This window comes from Flavobacterium sp. GW823-FHT06G12, assembly GCF_058794775.1.
The window spans coordinates 857,213-877,891 of sequence record NZ_JBXAHE010000002.1 but is presented as its reverse complement, the minus strand read 5'-3'; the positions used below and the strand labels follow the sequence as shown (position 1 = coordinate 877,891).

Sequence of the window (20,679 nt, the reverse complement as noted above, 5' to 3'; positions counted from 1 at the left end):
TTTTTTATTTTATATTATTTCTTGATTCTCAATTTCTATTTTTGGAGCAGCATGTTTTTTCAATGAAAAATAAGCTACAACTGTACTAAGTAACATTAAAACTCCTCCTAAAATAAAAGGTGCTCCTGCAAATTTAAACGGCGCATAATCATGAGTGAAGAAATAAAATGTATTGGCCATCATTGGCGGACCAATAATAGAAGAAGCGCTCATTAAACTGGTTAAAGTTCCTTGAATTTCTCCTTGCTCGCTTGGTGCAACTTTACTGGCTACAACAGATTGCAACGCTGGCCCAGCGATTCCGCCAAGGCAATACGGAATTAGAAAGACAAACATCATCCAGCTTTCTGTTGCAAAAGCAAACAATAGCATTCCGATGGTATACAAAGCTAAACCAATGTAAATGCTTTTCTCATTTCCTATTTTCGGATTAATATAACGCACCAATCCACCTTGTACAACTCCTACCAATAAACCAATTATCCCTAATGAAATTCCGATCATTCTTTCGTCCCAATTGAATTGATAAATAGTAAAGAAACTCCAGTTGCTTTGCACAGCATGAGAACCAACATACAGAAGAAATATTGCGACAATTAAACCAATTAAAGTTGGATGTTTTCTTAATCCTAAAATAGCTCCAATTGGGTTGGCACGTTTCCAATCAAAAGGTCTGCGGTTTTCTTTTTTAAGTGATTCCGGCAGAATGAAAAATCCGTAAAGGAAATTTAGCATGCATAAAACTGCCGCTGCATAAAAAGGCACTCGAGATCCATATTGTCCCAAAAGCCCACCAATAACTGGTCCGATGATAAAACCTAATCCGAAAGCTGCACCTACTAATCCAAAGTTTTTAGCTCTGTTTTCGGCAGTACTAACATCGGCAATATAAGCTGAAGCGGTTGTAATACTGGCACCGGTAACTCCAGCAATAATTCTTCCGATAAAAAGCCAAATAATAGTTGGTGAAAATGCTAATAAAAGATAATCTAATGAGAATCCGAAAAGGGAAATTAAAATGATTGGCCTTCTTCCGAATTTATCACTTAAATTTCCAATCACTGGAGCAAATACAAATTGAGTTATCGCATATGCGAAAGTTAACCAGCCTCCAATTTTTGCGGCTTCACTAATATCTCCGTGAATTAATTCTTCTATTAATTTTGGTATTACAGGAATAATAATTCCCCATCCTGTAATGTCTATTAACATGGTTATAAAAATAAAACCAATTGCTGCTGACTTGTCTTTTTGTAGCATAGTTGTTTTTGTAAGGTGATGCAAATAAACAGATTTTTCAATTAACATTAAAAAAAATCCCAAATTCCAATTTGAAGAACGTAGTATTGAATTATTAAAACTTATATTTTTTTCACGCAGATTTAAAAAAGACTTAAGCAGATAAACACGGATTTATAATCTGATCTGCTAAAATCTGCGTGAAATAATTTTAAAGAATCAATAAAAAAATCCCAAATCCCAATTTAAAGGAACTTGGGATTTTTATTGTGAAATTCCAATTTCGGACTTTGGAATAAATTAAAAAGTCAAGTTGAAACAATACAAATGGTAAAGAAGTAAGGTATGTATTATAAATTATAAAAAATATTCTTTTAAGATTTTTGATGGAATACAATTTAAGTTGGATATCTAAATAATTGATTAGATTTGCGTTCCAAAAAAACAAATAAATTCTAAAACCAAAACTACAACATTGAATAATATTAATGATTATCCTCTTGTTTCGATTATTATTCCCACTTACAATCGTTCTTATTGTTTACGTGCTACAGTCGAAGCAGCCATAAATCAAACTTATAAGAATACTGAAATTATTATTGTTGATGATGGCTCAACAGACAATACCGGACAGCTAGTCTCTACTTTTGGAAATAAAATAGTTTATATTCAAAAAACACATACAGGACAAGCAGATACTAGAAACATAGGGTTAAAGTATGCTAAGGGAGAAATTATTGCACCACTTGATTCAGATGATATTTGGCATGATACCTATCTTGAAAAAAGTGTTGCATATGTATTGGAGCATAAGTTGGACCTTTTCTTTTCAAATTGGGAGCTTTGTATATCAGATATTTACCATGAGAATATTTTTCCTAATCTTTCAAAAAATAGTAATATTTCAAAAAAAGGTTGTTATATTTTTGACTATGCTGAATTTAGAAAACTTTTGTTGATTGATTCTATGGCTCCTAGTTCTAGCTTAATTGTAAAAAAATCTTCAATTCCATTTGGTTGGAATTCTCAAGTAAACATTGGTGATGATTGGTTTTTGCAACTGGAAATGATTTTTAAAAATTTAAATTGTCAGGTTGGTTTTACGAAAGAAGTTTTCTGGAAAAAAAGTAGAGATACTACTAATATCAGTGATGGCAGAAAAGGAATTGAATTTAGAAAACTTCACATCCAAGATCTAAACTTAATTCTGAACAAATTTAGCTCCTATATGGACAAAAAAGAGCAAGAAATGATTGATCTGAAAATTATTCAAAATAAAATTCTGGTAATCTATTTATCAGTATTAAAAGGAGATATTGGTAGAGAAATTTGGCAACTGTTCATTTATATTATTAAAAAACCTACTTTATTCCTTACAGCTTTTAAAAGTGGGGTTCAAAAAGAAATATCTAGAAAAAATTATCAATTTATTTTTGCTAAGAATTAATGAATTTTTTAAAGTTTATTCGAATTGGCACATGGTGGTTTAAGTTGCCTCCTTTTTTGATCTTAATTTATTCTTATTTTGTAAAGACCAACATTAAGGATATTAGATATGAAATCTACCCTATTTTATTTCTTTTATCAGGACTGATAATTGGTGCCGTTTTTGCTAGTTTAATTAATAATTATTACGATCAGGGGGATGATGTCATTGCTGGCAAGGAGAATCTTATGACAAACCTCAATAAAACGTCTCAATTAATAACTTTAGGGAGTATTTTTTCATTAGGCCTTTTTTACTCTTTTCTTTTATTGGACAATATGTATGCTTTACTATTTTACTGGCTAGGCTGGATTTGTTTTTATCTTTATTCTAGCAAAAAATTTAGATTAAAAGAGAAAACCTACTTTGGCATAATCTTAGACGGCTTGGGATCTCAATTCTTTCCTTCCCTTTTTATTTTTACATTTCTTCTTAATGGTTACATCAATAATAATCTTACTTACATACTTAGTGGTAGTTTATGGATGCTGTTTTCATTTGGGATGCGCTCTCTAATAATCCACCAATATTATGATTATGAAAATGACATGAAAGCTGGCGTTTCTACTTTTGTGACTAGTTCTCCTAGATCTGTAAAAAATGGTTTCAAATTCTTTATTCTAATCATAGAAATTGCATCTTTTCTCATCTTTAATTTGTGTATTGACTTACGGATTTTAATCTTACCATTGATTTTATATGCTTCCTCACTTATAATACTTAGAATGATGTTTAATGTAAAGTATTATTTTTTTAAACCATATTTTAATCATAAATCAAGAAGTTTGTTTTTCGATTTTTATATAACAATTCTTCCTCTTTCAATTTTATTATTACTCTGCCTAAAAAATCGTGAAAATATTTTATTATTAGTTTTATCTATTCTAATCTTCAATATTCCTACTTTGTTTAATCTAATATTTTTTTTAAAAAAGACTTAAAATGAAGTATCTTTTTATATTATTGGGCCTAATTGGAGGGGGGGCTTGGATTTTTGCTTATGTCCTTATTGTTTATAAAGGATTGAAAGATAAAACATATGGAATGCCTCTTATTCCTCTTGTTCTTAATTTTAGTTATGAATTTATTTATTCTTTTTGTCATCCTGTTAATATACTCTTTAACATACCGTGGTTTTTATTAGATCTGGGAATTGTTTATACATATTTTAAATATGGATACCCATATTTTAATAAATTTTATTTCATTAAAAAAAGACAATGGTATCTCATTAGTATATTTACTTTTATTGCTGGTTTCTTAATAACTTTTTTTACACACCAATTTTTTTCTCAAAATCTAACTACTATACCCAACGAACAAATTAGTGTCATTTTAGGTTTTATCTGGGTCTTATTTATTCCAACATGTATGACAATAATGTTTTTTCAAAGAAAAAATATAGAGGGGCAATCTTTTTTGATTTCATTTTTAATATTAATAGGTACCTTTTCCTATATTATACAAATATTATCTGATCCACTTTTTATTAATTGCGTCAGTCCTCTCCTAATTTTACTTAATGTACTCAGTATTATTATTGCTATATATCATAACAGATTACTTTATAGACAGCTTGTAAAAAAAGGTCTCAATCCATGGAAAACGTTCTAGTATTTTACTCTTTATAAGTAGGGGAGCTAGAATTCAATATTGTTTTGTAATTATAGTTTTTTAGAAGTACAATAATCACTCCTGTTAATAAACCCAAAAAGATGAATTCAGCAAAAACTCTAAGTGTTGGTGGTTCACTACTAAAAACAGGAATTTGTGGTTTTTCTAAGACTTGTATTGTAGGTGTATCTTCTTGTATTTTTATTTTCATTTGTATTACTGATGCCGATAAACTGCTCTGTATTTCGGCTTTTAATTGCATATTTTTTGATGAATCATTTGAAACATCTTTTTGTAAACTTTCAATAAAACGTAATTCTTGACGAGTTTTTTCTGTACGGTATTTAGTAATATAATCTATTAGGTAAACAATTGTAAAATTAGCAATATCTGCTGCAACAACAGGATCTTCCATTTTTACTGAAACAGAAATTAAATTATTCCTTTTAGCAATTGTAACGGCAATTCTTGTTTGAATATCCTTTGCTATATTATAATGTGTCATTTTATCATTAGCCTCGAAGTTTGATTTTTCTCTGTTGAAAAATGATGTTTTACTTTTAAGTTTCAAATCATAATATGCTTTAAAACTTATCTTTTCATTCCTTTTTGTGTTTATTTCTTTAGCAAGAATATAATCACAAAATTCATTTGTGTTTATAATTTCAGCATAAAGCTCGGGACTAGTAATTTCAGTATTATATACATCAATATTGCCATTATATTTTTTTAACAATTCATTCAATCCTCCCATACCATTAGAAGCTTTATAAGAAACCTCTGGCATGATTTTACCAGTAGAAATGTATTCTTTAGGAATGGTTAATATATATGAAATACTAATAATTAGAAAAAACAAAATAACTAACAAAATTATTTTATATTCTTTTTTCAATACAACGAATAGTGCTGCTGTAGAAATTGACAAAGTTTCATCATTTTCTTTATGTTTTTGTATCATTCTTTTTATTAAATTTTAATTGAAAATTCCAAAATCTAAAAGTCTTTCACTCCTATATAATTTATTTAAAAGATATATAAATAATAGTCAGGCCAAAGATGATTAAAAATCATTTTAATTACTAATAATTATAATTCATTTTATTTAAGAGTCATTTTAAATCTACAACTTGCTATTACTAAAAAAAATCCCAAATTCCATTTTGAAGGAATCTGGGATTTTTCATTTTGAAATTCCAATTTCGGACTTTGGAATTTCTATCGTAAATCAAAACTATTAATGTGTATGTTTCGGATTAAAACCGTCTTCGCTTAATTCTGCCGCTTCATAATCGGCATGCATTTCAGCTTCGTAGTCGATTTTTTCTCCTTTAGAGAACTTACGGATAATTTTCTCCATAATATCGTAGATAACTGGTACCACGATCAAAGTAAGGAATAATGAAGAAATCAAACCTCCAATGATTACCCATGCCAATCCGTTTTTCCACTCAGCTCCTGCTCCAGATGCTAATGCAATTGGGAACATACCAAACACCATCGCAATTGTCGTCATCAAGATCGGACGTAAACGAGCGTGGTTTGCTTGAATCAAGGCATTTCTGATAGATTCTCCAGCTGCTCTACGCTGATTCGTATAATCGACAAGCATGATCGCATTCTTACACACAAGACCAATCAACATGATTACCCCTAAGATCGTAAAGATATTTAAGGTGTTGTTTGTTAATGCTAAGGCGAATAAAACTCCAATGAACGAAAGCGGAATAGCGAACAATACAACAAACGGGTGAACGAAACTATCATATAATCCAACCATTACAAGGTAAACTAAAATAATAGCCGCTAATAATGCGATTCCTAAAGTACCAAATCCTTCTGATTGATTCTCTTGGTCACCACCCCAGATGTAATTAACTCCTGTAGGTTTTTGCAATTTATCTAATTTTGCTTGCCATTGCTGAACGATTGTTCCTGCTGGAACCCCAACGTTCTGACCTTGTACGGTTACAGAAGCTGTTTTATCTCTACGCTCTAATTTACTTGGCCCAGAACCTTCAGTAATTGTAGCAAATTGGTTTAATTTAATTTGCTGACCTGCATTGTTGATGAAAATTAAGTTACTAACGTCTGTGATGTTTTTTCTATCAAATTCGTTGTATTTGATGTTGATGTCATATTCGTATTCACCAGCTCTAAATTTACCATCTGTATTACCACTGTAAGCAGTTTGCATTGTTAAACCGACTGTTTGAAGTGTTAATCCTAATGCAGCCATCTTATCTCTATCAACCTGAACGTTGATTTCAGGGTTTCCGTCTTCAACTGTTAATTTAATCTCAGTTGTTCCAGGAATAGTACGTAATTCGGCTTCAGCCATTTTAGCAAATTTCATTGCACTTTCTACGTTTGGACCTGTTACAATCAAACCTAAAGTTGCATCTTCAGCAGTACCTAAGATACCTACTGGAACCGTTTTTACTTTTGCACCAACTAAAACTTTTTCTAGTTTACGTTTTACTTTTGCAGCGTATACGTTAGCGTCATCTGTACGATCTTTTTGATCGATCATTTTAACGTCAATCTCTGCTTTGTATGCAGTTGCCTGAGCAGCTCCTAAACCTTCACTGGTTTGACCAACTGTTGTAATCTGGCTGAAAACATATTTCTCTCCTTTTAAGAAAGCTTCTGCTTTTTGCGTCATAAAGTTAGTTTGCTCTAACGAAGCATCTTTTGGCATCTCGATTTGTACTAAGAACTCACCACTATCAGATGATGCGAAGAACTCTCCTCCAATATATCCGCCTCCCATTAACCAGAAGATTGTACCAAAGAACATTACTACGATAGCCACCATTGTTTTGATATAGTGATCTAAACACCAGTTTAGTAGGTTAGAAACCCAGTCAGTAAAACGAGTTAAGTAGCTTTCAAATCCTAAAATGATTCTTCCAAAAAGGTTTTTACCTTCAATATGCTCTAGTTTTCCAAAACGAGAAGATAACCATGGAATAATTGTAAATGAAGCCAACAATGAGAACATTGTAGAAATAATTACCGTAACACAGAATTGCGTAATAATGTTTGATACCAATCCGGTACTCATTGCAATTGGCAAGAACACTACCACAATTACTAAAGTAATCGAAGTTACGGTTGCACCAATTTCGGCAGTTCCGTCATAAGCCGCACGAATTCGGCTTTTACCCATCTCCATGTGTCGGTAAATATTCTCTAGTACCACAATCGCGTCATCTACAAGAATACCTACAACAAGAGATAAACCAAGTAAAGACATTAAGTTAAGCGTGTAACCTAACAAATAGATTCCGATAAAGGTAGCAATCAAAGATGCTGGAATAGATACCATTACGATTAACGAGTTTCGAATACTGTGCAAGAAGAACAACATTACGAAAGCCACAAGAATAACCGCAATTAATAAATCGTGTACAACAGAATCTGCTGCTTCAAGAGTAAAGACTGTACTGTCTTTTGCTACCTCCAATTTCAATTGAGCCGATTTGTAATCGTTTTCTAGTGTTTTAATTGTCTTAATCAATTGCTCACTTACCGCAACAGCATTGGCATCTGATTGTTTTACAATTTGAAGTACAATTGCACTTTTTTGATCTACACGTGCAATTTTCTCTGCAATTTTTTGTGTATCCTGAACGTCGGCGATATCTCCTAAACGAACCTGAATTCCGTCTTTAGAAGAAACCACTAAGTTTCTTAATTCGTCAACGTTTTTATATTTACCTGCTAAACGGATTAAGATCTTTTGGTTACGAGTCTGGATGTTTCCTGTTGGGAAATCTAGATTCGAAGTTAAAATAGTCTGTTGCACTTGTGGAACTGAAAGTCCGTAACCTTGCATTTTTACTGCATCAAGGTTTACTTGAATCTCACGCTCTTGACCTCCAATAATATTTACCTGAGCAACCCCTTGTACACGAGATAAAACAGGAGCAATCTTTTTATCGATCAAATCGTAAAACGCTGCTTCGTCCATTTTTCCATTCGCACCAAGCGTCATAATTGGTAAATCACTCAAAGAGAATTTAGTCAATGACGGTGGATCTGCATCATCTGGAAGATCACTTAAAATAGCATTAATTTTACGCTGTGCATCATTCATCGAAATATCAACATTGGCATTTGAAGTCAATGTAATTGATACAATCGAAAGACTCTCATAAGATTTCGAATCAATTTTTTTGATATTTTCCAGAGATGCAATCGCATCTTCAATTTTCTTTGTTACTGTATTTTCAACCTCACTCGGAGAAGCTCCAGGATATACAGTTGAAACTGTAATTACGTTAGTTTCGAATTTTGGGATCAGCTCGTAGCCTAATTGGCTGTAACTGAACAATCCACCAAGAGTCAGAATTGTAAACAATACAATTACCAACGACGGACGTTTTATGGATATTTCGGCTAATTTCATATATTTTGTTTTTTGCTGTAGGCTATACGCTATAGGCTTTAGGCATTTTTAAAATGCTTAAAGCTTTATGGCTTACTGCTTAAGGCTTAAAATTATTTAATAATTTCTACTTTATTTCCGTCTTGTAGGTTGATTTGACCAGTAACAATTACAGTTTCTCCGTCATTTAAACCACTAATGATTTCAACTTTATCTCCTAAAATTCTTCCAGCCACTACTTTTCTTAATTTAGCAACACCGTTTTCTACAACAAATATTTCGTTACTGCTTACACTTCCAACAAAAGCATTTCTAGGAACAACTTTCAAGTTTTGTTTTTGGTTTTTAGCGCCAAAGTTTGCAGTTCCGTACATACCCGCTTTTAAGTCGTTGTTAGCGTTGTTTGTAATTTCGATTTCAACTGGGAAATTTAAAGAAGCATCTGCTTTTGCAGCGATGAAAGTAATTTTTCCGCTAAAAGTTTTATCAGGATAAACACTTGCAGTAATGTCTACACTGTTTCCTAATTTTAAACTAGCAACTTGTCCTTCATTTACAGTAACTGTTAATTTTAATTTAGAAACATTTACAATGTCAAATAAAGCAGTTGCAGGCATTCCAGTTAAAATAGAACCTGGCTCTATATATTTTTTATTGATATATCCGTTAATTGGAGCTTTTACTCTTGTATCTCCAACATTGATTTTAGCTTGAGTATAATTAGATTGCGCATTAGTTAAAGCTAATTTTGCTTGATCTAATTGTTGTTTTGTAACACCACCTGTTTTAAAAGCATTTTCATATCTCGCATAATCAGATTTTGCGTTTTGATATGCTGCTTCTGCTGCTTGAGCGCTTACATTAATAACATCGCCTCTCATTGTTAAAAGTGTTTGTCCTACTCTTACATAGTCACCTTCTTTTGCTAAAACACTAATTACTTTTCCTGATTTTTCAGCAGAGAAAGTCAATTCTTGAATTGGTGCGAAGTTTCCGTTTGCAGTAAAACCTAAATTAACATCTTCTGTTTTTACTGTCGCTACTTTTACAGAAACCGCTGCATTTTTTTCTGCTACAATTGCAGTTTTAGCTTCGTTTTCTGCTTTATTTTTATTTAAAATGTAGTTAATCCCGACAAAAGCCACGACTATGATTACGATTGTTATAATTATTTTCTTCATTGTAATAATTTGTTATTTAGTAAGAGATTTTAGTTCGCCTTTCGATTTGATTAGAGATATTTCGGCAATTTTATAATTTAAAACCGCTCTTGTAAAGTTATTTTGAGCTTCAAGCGATGCATTTTCTGCGTCTAGCAAATCGGTTAAAGATGCTAAACCTTGAAGATAATTGTTTTTGGTATTGCTTAGAATTTCAGTTGCCAAACGCATATTTTCTCTCTGATTTTCAATAGTCACAAGATTATTGTTAATCTGCGTCATTGCATTTCTATAATCTAAATCAAGAGAAAGTTTAGTGTCTTTGATATCTTCTTGTAGTTCTCTAATTTGAACATCTGCTTGCCTTACTTTAGCACGAGTTCCAAAACCAGTAAAGATTGGCACATGTAAGTTTAAAGCAATAGCTGAGAAATCTGACCAATAAACTCCTTTTTCTGGTTTTGCAAACCAAGGCATTTCTGGTCCTTGCCCGATATAATTATAACCTGCAGATAATGAAAGTGTAGGATAATAACCCGCTTCAACAGCTTTTTTATTGAATACTAAAAGCTCTTCTTGTTTTTTCAAAAGCAAATATTCTGTTCTGTTTTCAATATTTGGCTCTTGTGTTAAAGCAGCTGGTACAACTTCAAATTCTTCTTTTGGCATAACGATTTGAGTTTCTATAGGCATACCCATATAAAACTTTAATGCATTTTCCTGTAACTCAATCTGATTTTTAACCTGCTGGCGATCTGTATCAATGTTAGACATTTTTACGATAATACGATCTAAGTCAATTTTTTTAGCTAAACCGTTGTTAAACTGCCCTTGAACAATATCACGAACTTTTTGAGTATTTACATAGTTGCTGTCTAAAAGAATAAGTCTTTCTCTTTGTACATAAACTGAATAGTAGTTATTTGCAACTCTTTCAATAACTTGTTCTTCAGTTAACTGATCATTTATTTGATAAAACTCACGTGTAGTTTTTGCTGCTCTTAAACCTGTAAAAACAGATTGATCAAATATGGCTTGAGTTAAAGAAAGTCCAGCAGTCGATGTCCATTTTTGACCAAAAGCTGCCTGAATAGTAGTTCCTGGTGCACCAAAAGCTGCTCCATCAATAACTGTTGTTTGAATTACTGGATTATAAGTAAGACTTCCGTTTGCACTAATTTGTGGTAAAGCTCTCGAACGTATTTCTTGAATTTGGTACTCACTATTTTCAATCTGAAGTTTTGCCTTTTTTGCATCAGCTTTATTTTGAAGTGCATAATTGACCGCGTCTTTCAGAGTTAAAGTAGTGGTTTGTGCGGCGGCAGATAAGCCTATTGTACACAAAACTATAAGAAAGATTCTTTTCATAAGTAGTTAATATTTATTTTAAAAATTTGAGATGGCATCGTCATTTTATCTTTTACAACTCTCTAGAATAAATGACGACAATTTGGATAATAATTAATTTCTAATTTTTTTTAATTGCTTTTCTAATTCCTCTACTCCTTTTTCAGTCGCCATTGCACGAGTATGATACTCTAAGGCTTCCAACTCTATTCTTTGCGCTTCACTTTCAGAAACCGTATTTTCGTTTATATGAAAAACCAGAGTGTAATAAAACTTAACATAAACCTCTACATTTAAGTCACTTCTATAAAGTCCCTCACGAATTCCTTTTTCAATATTATCTCTAAAACATTGTGTACACTGATCAATTTCGAAAGACAAAATGTTCTGATAAATTTCTGGATAATGTTTTTTTAACTGATAGATTGGCGAAGTGTCAATATTGTTTTTAAACATATCACGAAACATTTCTCTAATCTCAAAATTCTCATGAATAGCATTGTAATTTTTAGCAATAATAGTATCCATGATTTCGTGCACTTGGCCATGAACCAACGATGTGCTCTCTTCAATTAGAACTTCTTTGTTGAAGAAATATTTGTAAATCGTTTTTTTCGAAATACACATTTCGCCTGCAATGTCGTCCATTGTAACACTCTTAAAACCAAGCTTTAAAAACAATTCGCTTGCTTTTGCTATAATCTTCTCTTTCATTTTAAATTCTCGAATTGCCTTACAAATATACTCTGGAAACTAAAATCAAAAAAATAGTTTCCGATATATTTGTAATAATTTTACATTAATTTATTGGTTTAGTAAGATTTATCTTGCAAACTCTAAATTTGCAATAAGTTTAATCTCTTTACCCAAAGCAGTTCCCGAAGAATGATTAAAAGAATTGAAATCTAAACCAAAGTCTTCACGTTTGATATTTCCTTTAATTTCAAAAGCTACTTTCTTTTCTCCGTTATAAATATTTTCTCCTAGAAATTCAGCATCCAATTCAACTACTCTTGTAATGTCTTTTATGGTCAAATCTCCTTTGAAGAAATTAATATTCTGATTTACTTTTTGAAATGAAGTCGATTTAAAACTTATAATGGGATGCTCATCTTCTTCAAAAAAATCTTGAAGTTGTAAATAAGCGTCTATAGATTGGAAACTTTCATTTTTGTTATTGATATCTAATGAGAATTCGACAGAAGCGTCTTCAATCTCATTGTCTTCAATATTCACATACCCATCAAATTTATTTGCATCTCCTCCCAAATAAGCAGTTCTTGATCGTCTCATTTTCAATAAAACATCTGACTGACTAGAATCTAAAGTCCATTTTGTTTTCATAAATACTTGATTTAATTGAGTTTATAAATCTTTAAAACTCTAAATGGAAACTTTTACAGTGTTCTGAGTTTCCATTTTAACGCTGCAAATATAGACAGGAAACTCTGAATACCAAAAAAGTTTCCAAGTTTTTTACAAAAAATTTTAATCAGATCAAATCCAGTGTTTTTACAACGATTCATAACTGTTAAAAATCGTCGTTTATCTATAACTATCTGACAATGTAGATTTAATACTGCTATTTGTTAAAATAATACTACAAATCTTACAGCAATACATATAATTTTAGCGCAACTATTTAACCCTAAAAATTTTACATTATGAGAAAAAAAATTACTTTACTTCTATTCTGCATTTTCGGTATCTCCCAGATAAATGCGCAGATTTTGTATGATAATGGCCCAATAGACAACAATCCAAGTTTTAGCCTTGACGGAAGAAAATGGGATCATACCAATCTTACCTACTTTTTTGAAAATGGGACAAATGATATTGCAGGAACAGATGAAAAAACTGCTTTAGTCCAAGCAATGCAAGTATGGTCAAGTGTTACAAGTTTGACTTTTACAGAGGTTACGAGTGCAGCAAACGCCGATATTGTCATTAAATGGGCCGTTGGAGATCATGGAGATGGAGCTCCTTTTGATGCAGTAAATGGTGTTTTAGCGCATGCTTTTTTCCCTCCACCAAACGGAGCATATGCTGGCGACTTACATTCTGACGACTCTGAAACTTGGACAACAAGCGTACAATACACATCTTCGCAGCCTATAGATTTAGTTACAGTCGCCATTCATGAATTAGGACATTCATTAGGATTACAACATAGCAATGTACCAGGAGCAATCATGTATGCGTATTATAATGGATCGCAACGAACATTGTCAACCGATGATATACAAGCTATTAGTGCAGTTTACCCTAAAATTTATAGTTTATATGGAGGTAATCCCGTTTGTGGTTCGCCATCTCAAACTTTTGTTGGCCTGACTCCTTCTCCTCCTGCTGGAAGTTCTATAGTTTGGAGCACATCGCCGAATCTTACAATTGCTATGACTTTACCTCCAAATACACCAAATACCGCACAAATAAATGTACAAAGCACTGTAGGAAATACTTACCAAACAGGAACAGTAACAGCAACGATCAACGGAGTTCAAACCATAACAAGAACTGTAGATATAGGAGAAAAACCTCTTTATTTTGGCACAAAGAAAACCGCTACGACTGATTATACCGAGTATTGCGACAATACATACCATTATGTTCCTATAGACATTGTTAATTCAGATAATACAGTAAGTTATAATTACACATTTGGAAATTTCTCCACTGGAATTAGCAATCCCGGAATTACTTATACTCAAATCAATTCTAAAAGATATCTTTTCAAAATCCCATTAAACAAAATTCCATCTGGAACTTATCCTGTTTTTAGCTTCTCTGTTACTACCAATACAACTTGCACTGGTGTTCCGTACACAATTTACGGACAAGTGGTAACCTTAAGTTCTTGCAATGGTACATTTGCGGCAAAAACAACTGCAGAAACATCTGCAATAGAAACGTCTGCAATACAATCTGAAGATCGTGTCACTATTTACCCAAATCCTGCTACAAATATTTTAAACATTTCCGTTAGTAATTCAAAAAACAATATTGCTAATGCTAAAATTATTGGTAAACTATATGATTTAAATGGCAGTGAGCTGACACAAATTTCTATTTTAAGCAATACAGCTTCGCTCGATGTAAGCAAATTCAAAAAAGGAATTTATATTTTAAAAGTTGACATTAACGGCGAAATTGAAAGCCATCAAATTATCATTCAATAATATCCCGAAAAGACGCCTTCAAATTCTGAAGGTGTTTTTTTTCTTAAGATTATCTCCCAAAAAGAATCTTGATTAAGATTTTCATTTCAATCTCATAATTCATATTTGAATTGTATCTTTGGGGCACGAAATCAGAAATTCATTATGCACGATATAAGTCAGTACCAAGATTTTTTCATCAATTATCTAGAAAGCCAAAACATACATAAAGAGCCTAAAAATCTTTACGAACCTATAGAATATATTTTAGGACTTGGCGGAAAACGTATACGTCCGGTTTTAACTTTAATGGCAGCCGAGGTTTTTGATACTGATTATTTAATTGCACTTCCCGCAGCAATGGCGGTTGAAGTTTTTCATAACTTCTCGTTAGTTCATGATGACATTATGGATGATGCGCCTTTAAGAAGAGGTCAAGTTACAGTTCATGAAAAATGGGATTTAAACACTGGTATTCTTTCTGGAGATGCAATGCTAATTTTAGCGTATCAATATTTTGAACAATACGAACCAATAGTTTTTAGAAATCTTGCAAAATTATTCAGCAAAACAGCACTTGAAGTTTGCGAAGGTCAACAATGGGATGTAGATTTTGAAACGCGTAAAGACGTTACAATTTCTCAATATCTTAAAATGATTGAATATAAAACTGCGGTTTTGGTTGCCGCTGCCATGAAAATGGGTGCAATTGTAGCTAAAACTTCTGAAAAAGAAGCCGATTTAATTTACGATTTCGGATTAAATTTAGGATTGGCTTTTCAACTTCAAGATGATTACTTGGACGCTTTTGGAGATCCTGAAACTTTTGGAAAACAAGTTGGCGGAGATATTATAGAGAATAAAAAAACGTATTTATATCTAAAAGCCTTGGAGTTTTCTTCTAAAGAAAAAGCTTCAGAATTAGAACAATTATTTACTTTACAATTAGAAGATAATTCAGAAAAAATAGAAACTGCCAAGACTATTTTTAATGAATCTGGAGCATCAAAAGCTACTCAAGAAGCAATCGAAATGTACACTTTTAAAGCTTTTGAAACTTTAGAAAAAATGGATATAAATACAGAAAAGAAAGATGTTTTGAGAACTTTTGGCGAAAATTTAATGGGACGAAAAGTCTAGTTTTCAGCATTCAGTGTCAGTATTCAGTAAAAAATCTACAATCATCAATCTAAAATCAAAAATATCATGTTTGTAGCACCGGTAAATACAGAATCTTTGTTAGCACAAGCGCAAGCAGAGACTTTATATTTGAATCTTATCGAACAGATTAATAAGGATTTTAATTTGGCAAATGAAGGAATTGATTTTCCGTTAAGCATTTCGCCTGACGAATTAAAAATTCAGCTTCACGAAAAAATCTATCGAATGATTCAGTATAAATTTGCTGAATATTTAAATCTATTATACATCATTGACGTTCCTGAAAACGAAATCAAACAGCTCGACGGATCTGATTTAGTTATTCTTGCTGAACAAGTTGCCTTTCTGATTTTAAAAAGAGAATGGCAGAAGGTTTGGTTTAGAAATTATTATAAATAAGGTTCTTTTTTCAAACGCATTATTTCTTTTATTTAAAAAAAAGAATAATATTTGTCAGATAATTTCCTAAATCTATGAGAAAAATTACGCTGATTTTATCTTTCTTTCTTTTTCTAATAATATCCTGTTCTTCAGAAGATTCTCCTGTCACACCAGAAAAACCAACTCCTGAAGAAACAAAACCTTTAACTGCAACTTTCACACAAGTTGATGTTGCCGTTTATGGCGCAAAAACAGGCTCAGTAACCATTACTCCTGCTGGAGGAACTCCACCTTATACCATTACACCATTACAAACAGAATTGGCTGCTGGAGATTATACTTTTACCATAAAAGACAGTAAAGGACTAACAACAACTGTAACGGCAAAAATTTTACAGCCTAAAGCCACGCTTCCACAATCGTCTTTACTTAGACCTGCTGTTAAAAACATCAATAAAAATACTGTAGCTTCAAAAACGAAAGCAGTTACAAAACATTTAGTTCAATCAATTCAATACAAAAAAAGCGATTATAAAATTGACGAAACTTCAGATTACTCATTAACTGATAATTTATATTCTGATAATGAAAATACCCTTAACACAAATACACCTAAAGGAGACGTTAGAAATTATATTTATAATAATGCAGGACAATTAACTCAAATTGAAATTCAAAAAGGTCCAGAATCAATGGGATCTTCTGGAATTGAATTTTCTTATGAATATGACAGCAATGGAAATGTCATAAACAACAGTACTCCATATACATATGAAAATGGTTTAATTACTAAAGTTTTAATTGATAATTATTTAACTGTCTACAACTATGATTCTGAGCAAAGAGTCACTAAACGAACAGGAAAATTAAATGCGTCTCCTTTTGAATATACTGATACTGAAGTTAAAGAAACCCGATATGAAATTATTGAATCATTAGGCGAAGTTGCCAATGGAAGAGTTATTCTCACAAAATACGACAAAACAAAGGCTGGTATCTATAATAACGAACCTTATTATAAAATCGCTACTACTTTTTCGTCTTTATTAGGCCAGACATTGCCAAATCCTTATCTACATATTATTGAACAATCTATAGTTGACAATGGTATTACGCAAAAAACACAATCGTTCAAATATTTTTATGATGCAGAAGGTTATTTGATAAAAGTAGATGATGGCGAGTTTGTAACCATTTACATTTATCAGCAAATCTAGAAAATAGAATTTTAGTAACTTAGATTAAAAATATACCCTCACAAAAGGCATAAATCCAGAACCGTAAAGGCTTTTATTAGGATTATATAAAACGTCATAACGAGCACCAATTGTTACGTTTTTTGTTCTATAACCTGCTCCAAGATACAAAGCCGTATTCCAGTAACTATCTGAATACGATGGGAAATTGTAGGTGGCTTCATATTGGGTATCAACCCTTACTTGTTCCAATTCAGCGGATAACTGGATTTCCGGAATAGGATTTACTAGACCAATAAGACTACCTCCCCAAACGAAAGATTCGTAATAATTTTTTTGATATAAATAACCAAATTGAAGGCCTGCTCCTACAGCTACAATTTCGTTGATATTGTAAATAGCGCTTGGCATTACAGAAACATTAGTATATCCTGAACCAAATCCGAGACCTAATCCTCCTCCAAACTGAACCTTATCCCAAAAATGATTACTGTTGTCTATAACATATTTTTGTTGTGCAATACTATAACTTGAAAATAAGACGGCCAAAATCACAAAAAAATATCTGCAATCGATTGAAAATTGAATTTTATTCATAGTTAACGTTTATTTTAACAAATTTTTACGTAAAAGTACGTAAAAAAAAGATTTAAATAAATGTGATTGTTGTACTTTTGCCTTTCTATATAACAAAAAGTATATTCACTCATATTATGGATAGGTTTTCATTTTTAAACGCAGCGCATACCGAGTTTTTTGCACAATTATACGATCAATATTTAGTAAACCCAGACAGCGTTGAGCCTAGCTGGAGAAGTTTTTTTCAAGGTTTTGACTTTGGACAAACAACTTATAACGACGAAAACCCTGTGCAAACTATCGTTGAGTACGTGACTAGCGATAACGCAGACTGTAGTTTGGTTTCAGAAAAACTGCAAAAAGAATTCAATGTACTAAAATTAATTGACGGATACCGTACGCGCGGGCATTTATTCACAAAAACAAATCCTGTTCGTGACCGTAGAACTTCATCTCCAACTTTGGATATTGAAAACTTCGGATTATCTGCAGCAGACCTTTCAACTGTTTTTGATGCTGCACAAACAATTGGCATGGCGCCATCTTCTTTACAAGATATCGTAAATCGTCTTAAAGCTATTTACTGCCAGCATATCGGTATTGAATATATGTATATTAGAAATCCTGGCGTTGTAAAATGGATTCAGGATAAATTGGCTGTCAATGTTAATCAGCCTAATTTCTCTACAGAAGAAAAGAAAACAATCTTAAATAAATTAAACGAAGCTGTTTCTTTTGAGAATTTCCTTCATACTAAATATGTTGGACAAAAACGTTTCTCATTAGAAGGTGGAGAATCTATCATACCAGCTTTGGATGCTTTGATCGAGCAAGCTGCTGAAAAAGGTGTTGAACAATTCGTAATGGGAATGGCTCACCGTGGTCGTTTGAACGTTTTGGCAAACATCTTCGGAAAATCGACTCAAGATATCTTTGGTGAGTTTGACGGAAAAGATTACGATCAAGAATATTTTGACGGTGACGTAAAATACCACTTAGGTCTTACTGCCGACAAAAAAACAAGATCAGGAAAAAGCATCAACATCAATTTAGCACCAAACCCTTCTCACTTAGAAACAGTTGGAGCTGTAATTGAAGGTATTACAAGAGCTAAACAAGATAAATATTATGCTGATGATTTCTCTAAAGTGTTGCCAATCGCAGTACACGGAGATGCTGCAATCGCAGGTCAAGGTATTTTATATGAAATCATTCAAATGGCTCAACTTGATGGTTACAAAACTGGAGGAACAATCCACATTGTAATCAACAACCAAGTCGGATTTACAACAAACTACTTAGACGCTCGTTCTTCTACTTATTGTACAGACGTTGCTAAAGTAACTTTATCTCCAGTATTACACGTAAATGCTGATGATGCAGAAGCTGTTGTACATGCTGTGTCTTTTGCATTAGATTACAGAATGCAATTTGGACGTGACGTATTTATTGACTTATTAGGTTATAGAAAATACGGACACAACGAAGGTGACGAACCTCGTTTTACACAACCTGTTTTATACAAAATCATTGCTAAGCATAAAAATCCAAGAGACATCTACGCAGATAAATTACTTTCTGACGGCGTAATCGATGCATCTTATGTTAATGCTTTAGAAAAAGAATATAAAGCTAGATTAGAAGAAAACTTAGAAGCTTCTCGTAAAAAAGACTTAACAATCATTACTCCATTCATGAAAAATGAATGGGACGGATTTGTTCAGGTAACAGATACGCAAATGCTTCAAAAAGTGGATACTACTTTTGCTAAAGAAGGATTAGATTCTATAATCAATACAATCTCAACTTTACCATCAGATAAAAAATTCATCAACAAAATCAGTAAAATTGTTACAGACAGAAAAGCTGGTTACGATAACAATACTATAGATTGGGGAACTGCAGAAGCATTGGCTTACGGTTCACTTCTAACAGAAGGATTTGATGTTCGTATTTCTGGTCAAGACGTTGAGCGTGGTACATTCTCTCACCGTCACGCTGTTGTAAAAGTAGAAGATTCTGAAGAAGAAGTAATTTTATTAAACGCTATTGAAAACAAAAAAGGAAACTTTGGCGTATTCAACTCGCTTTTATCAGAATATGGTGTTTTAGGTTTTGATTATGGATATGCATTAGCAAACCCAAAAGCATTAACAATTTGGGAAGCACAATTTGGAGATTTCTCTAACGGAGCTCAAATTATGATTGACCAATACATTTCTTGTGGCGAAGATAAATGGAACAACCAAAATGGTATTGTGATGTTATTACCTCACGGATATGAAGGCCAAGGTGCAGAACACTCTTCTGCAAGAATGGAGCGTTATTTACAACTTTGCGCAAGACACAACATGTATGTTGCAGATTGTACAACGCCAGCTAACTTCTTCCACTTATTAAGAAGACAGATGAAAACGAATTTCCGTAAACCTTTGGTAGTTTTCTCTCCAAAAAGTTTATTGCGTGATCCAAGATGTGTATCTACAGTTGAAGAAATCGCAAGCGGAAGTTTCCAAGAAACAATTGATGACAACACAGTTGATAAAAAAGGTGTAAAAACTTTAGTTTTTGTTACAGGTAAATTCTACTATGATATTGTAGCAGAAAGAGAAAACAACGGAAGAAATGATGTTGCAGTGGTTCGTATCGAACAATTATTCCCTTTCCCTGTAGATCAAATCAAAGAAATTATTGCACAATATCCAAATGCTGATGATTATGTTTGGGCGCAAGAAGAACCTAAAAACATGGGAGCTTACAGCTTTATGTTAATGAATTTTGATCTTGTAAAATGGAGATTGGCCTCATTAAAAGCATATTCTGCTCCAGCATCTGGAAGTTACACACGTGCAAAACGCCGTCATGCAGATGCTATTAGAATGGTATTCGATAAAAACTTATTTAGATAATTAAAAAAATAATTGTTTCAAGTTTAAAGTTTCATGTTACACAAAGCCTGAAACTT

At 32.4% G+C, this 20,679-nt stretch carries 15 protein-coding genes; 7 read left to right on the top strand and 8 right to left on the bottom strand.

What is annotated here, in order from left to right:
- Positions 1 to 9: 9 nt before the first annotated feature.
- Complete coding sequence (locus tag AC1Q5Z_RS10675) at positions 10 to 1,308, bottom strand: TCR/Tet family MFS transporter (protein WP_492444725.1); 1,299 nt, start codon at positions 1,306 to 1,308, stop codon at positions 10 to 12.
- Between the two features lie 406 nt (positions 1,309 to 1,714).
- Between AC1Q5Z_RS10675 and AC1Q5Z_RS10670 the strand changes: the two genes are divergently transcribed.
- Both AC1Q5Z_RS10670 and AC1Q5Z_RS10665 read left to right on the top strand, forming a co-directional pair.
- Positions 1,715 to 2,686 carry a glycosyltransferase family 2 protein gene (locus tag AC1Q5Z_RS10670; protein WP_343589552.1) on the top strand — a complete coding sequence of 324 codons (972 nt, stop codon included), beginning with the start codon at positions 1,715 to 1,717 and terminating at the stop codon, positions 2,684 to 2,686.
- Positions 2,687 to 3,667: 981 nt separating this feature from the next.
- Entirely contained in the window at positions 3,668 to 4,339 is a 672-nt protein-coding gene (locus AC1Q5Z_RS10665; RefSeq protein ID WP_492444722.1) for a transmembrane-type terpene cyclase, read from the top strand.
- Positions 4,340 to 4,343: 4 nt separating this feature from the next.
- Here the strand turns inward: AC1Q5Z_RS10665 and AC1Q5Z_RS10660 are convergent, their stop codons facing one another.
- The 6 genes from AC1Q5Z_RS10660 to AC1Q5Z_RS10635 all read right to left on the bottom strand — a co-directional run bounded on the left by AC1Q5Z_RS10660 (position 4,344) and on the right by AC1Q5Z_RS10635 (position 12,583).
- Complete coding sequence (locus AC1Q5Z_RS10660) at positions 4,344 to 5,300, bottom strand: Wzz/FepE/Etk N-terminal domain-containing protein (RefSeq protein WP_343589548.1); 957 nt, start codon at positions 5,298 to 5,300, stop codon at positions 4,344 to 4,346.
- Positions 5,301 to 5,576: 276 nt separating this feature from the next.
- Positions 5,577 to 8,753, bottom strand: a complete 3,177-nt coding sequence (locus AC1Q5Z_RS10655) for an efflux RND transporter permease subunit (protein WP_198854860.1) — start codon at positions 8,751 to 8,753, stop codon at positions 5,577 to 5,579.
- Between the two features lie 92 nt (positions 8,754 to 8,845).
- The gene (locus AC1Q5Z_RS10650) at positions 8,846 to 9,913 is read right to left on the bottom strand and encodes an efflux RND transporter periplasmic adaptor subunit (protein ID WP_286971416.1); all 1,068 of its coding nucleotides are present in this window, start codon (positions 9,911 to 9,913) and stop codon (positions 8,846 to 8,848) included.
- Between the two features lie 12 nt (positions 9,914 to 9,925).
- Positions 9,926 to 11,260 carry a TolC family protein gene (locus AC1Q5Z_RS10645; protein WP_198854862.1) on the bottom strand — a complete coding sequence of 445 codons (1,335 nt, stop codon included), beginning with the start codon at positions 11,258 to 11,260 and terminating at the stop codon, positions 9,926 to 9,928.
- A 93-nt stretch (positions 11,261 to 11,353) separates the two neighbouring features.
- Positions 11,354 to 11,953: a TetR/AcrR family transcriptional regulator gene (locus AC1Q5Z_RS10640; protein ID WP_492444719.1), complete on the bottom strand. Its 600-nt coding sequence runs from the start codon at positions 11,951 to 11,953 to the stop codon at positions 11,354 to 11,356.
- A 108-nt stretch (positions 11,954 to 12,061) separates the two neighbouring features.
- Complete coding sequence (locus AC1Q5Z_RS10635) at positions 12,062 to 12,583, bottom strand: YceI family protein (protein WP_492444717.1); 522 nt, start codon at positions 12,581 to 12,583, stop codon at positions 12,062 to 12,064.
- A 320-nt stretch (positions 12,584 to 12,903) separates the two neighbouring features.
- Here AC1Q5Z_RS10635 and AC1Q5Z_RS10630 point away from each other — a divergent pair, with 320 nt between their 5' ends.
- The 4 genes from AC1Q5Z_RS10630 to AC1Q5Z_RS10615 all read left to right on the top strand — a co-directional run bounded on the left by AC1Q5Z_RS10630 (position 12,904) and on the right by AC1Q5Z_RS10615 (position 17,156).
- Positions 12,904 to 14,418, top strand: coding sequence for a matrixin family metalloprotease (locus AC1Q5Z_RS10630; RefSeq protein ID WP_492444715.1), 1,515 nt, complete (start codon positions 12,904 to 12,906; stop codon positions 14,416 to 14,418).
- 144 nt (positions 14,419 to 14,562) lie between these two features.
- On the top strand, positions 14,563 to 15,537 hold the full coding sequence (locus tag AC1Q5Z_RS10625; protein WP_278019833.1) for a polyprenyl synthetase family protein: 975 nt from the start codon (positions 14,563 to 14,565) through the stop codon (positions 15,535 to 15,537).
- A gap of 66 nt (positions 15,538 to 15,603) precedes the next feature.
- Positions 15,604 to 15,957 (top strand): hypothetical protein, encoded by a 354-nt coding sequence (locus AC1Q5Z_RS10620; protein WP_091490550.1) that lies wholly within the window; start codon positions 15,604 to 15,606, stop codon positions 15,955 to 15,957.
- Positions 15,958 to 16,031: 74 nt separating this feature from the next.
- Entirely contained in the window at positions 16,032 to 17,156 is a 1,125-nt protein-coding gene (locus AC1Q5Z_RS10615) for a SprB repeat-containing protein (RefSeq protein ID WP_492444712.1), read from the top strand.
- 24 nt (positions 17,157 to 17,180) lie between these two features.
- On the opposite strand, the gene AC1Q5Z_RS10610 is transcribed toward AC1Q5Z_RS10615, so the two are convergent.
- Positions 17,181 to 17,732, bottom strand: coding sequence for a hypothetical protein (locus tag AC1Q5Z_RS10610; protein WP_198854868.1), 552 nt, complete (start codon positions 17,730 to 17,732; stop codon positions 17,181 to 17,183).
- Between the two features lie 116 nt (positions 17,733 to 17,848).
- Here AC1Q5Z_RS10610 and AC1Q5Z_RS10605 point away from each other — a divergent pair, with 116 nt between their 5' ends.
- Complete coding sequence (locus AC1Q5Z_RS10605; protein WP_198854869.1) at positions 17,849 to 20,623, top strand: 2-oxoglutarate dehydrogenase E1 component; 2,775 nt, start codon at positions 17,849 to 17,851, stop codon at positions 20,621 to 20,623.
- Positions 20,624 to 20,679: the final 56 nt, after the last annotated feature.

What these genes read in the sequence shown, in the direction of transcription:
- AC1Q5Z_RS10650 (WP_286971416.1), bottom strand. Translation starts at nt 9,913, where the DNA reads ATGAAGAAAATAATTATAACAATCGTAATCATAGTCGTGGCTTTTGTC.
- AC1Q5Z_RS10610 (WP_198854868.1), bottom strand. Translation starts at nt 17,732, where the DNA reads ATGAATAAAATTCAATTTTCAATCGATTGCAGATATTTTTTTGTGATT.
- AC1Q5Z_RS10620 (WP_091490550.1), top strand. Translation starts at nt 15,604, where the DNA reads ATGTTTGTAGCACCGGTAAATACAGAATCTTTGTTAGCACAAGCGCAA.
- AC1Q5Z_RS10625 (WP_278019833.1), top strand. Translation starts at nt 14,563, where the DNA reads ATGCACGATATAAGTCAGTACCAAGATTTTTTCATCAATTATCTAGAA.
- AC1Q5Z_RS10645 (WP_198854862.1), bottom strand. Translation starts at nt 11,260, where the DNA reads ATGAAAAGAATCTTTCTTATAGTTTTGTGTACAATAGGCTTATCTGCC.
- AC1Q5Z_RS10630 (WP_492444715.1), top strand. Translation starts at nt 12,904, where the DNA reads ATGAGAAAAAAAATTACTTTACTTCTATTCTGCATTTTCGGTATCTCC.
- AC1Q5Z_RS10660 (WP_343589548.1), bottom strand. Translation starts at nt 5,300, where the DNA reads ATGATACAAAAACATAAAGAAAATGATGAAACTTTGTCAATTTCTACA.
- AC1Q5Z_RS10615 (WP_492444712.1), top strand. Translation starts at nt 16,032, where the DNA reads ATGAGAAAAATTACGCTGATTTTATCTTTCTTTCTTTTTCTAATAATA.
- AC1Q5Z_RS10665 (WP_492444722.1), top strand. Translation starts at nt 3,668, where the DNA reads ATGAAGTATCTTTTTATATTATTGGGCCTAATTGGAGGGGGGGCTTGG.
- AC1Q5Z_RS10655 (WP_198854860.1), bottom strand. Translation starts at nt 8,753, where the DNA reads ATGAAATTAGCCGAAATATCCATAAAACGTCCGTCGTTGGTAATTGTA.
- AC1Q5Z_RS10605 (WP_198854869.1), top strand. Translation starts at nt 17,849, where the DNA reads ATGGATAGGTTTTCATTTTTAAACGCAGCGCATACCGAGTTTTTTGCA.
- AC1Q5Z_RS10675 (WP_492444725.1), bottom strand. Translation starts at nt 1,308, where the DNA reads ATGTTAATTGAAAAATCTGTTTATTTGCATCACCTTACAAAAACAACT.
- AC1Q5Z_RS10640 (WP_492444719.1), bottom strand. Translation starts at nt 11,953, where the DNA reads ATGAAAGAGAAGATTATAGCAAAAGCAAGCGAATTGTTTTTAAAGCTT.
- AC1Q5Z_RS10635 (WP_492444717.1), bottom strand. Translation starts at nt 12,583, where the DNA reads ATGAAAACAAAATGGACTTTAGATTCTAGTCAGTCAGATGTTTTATTG.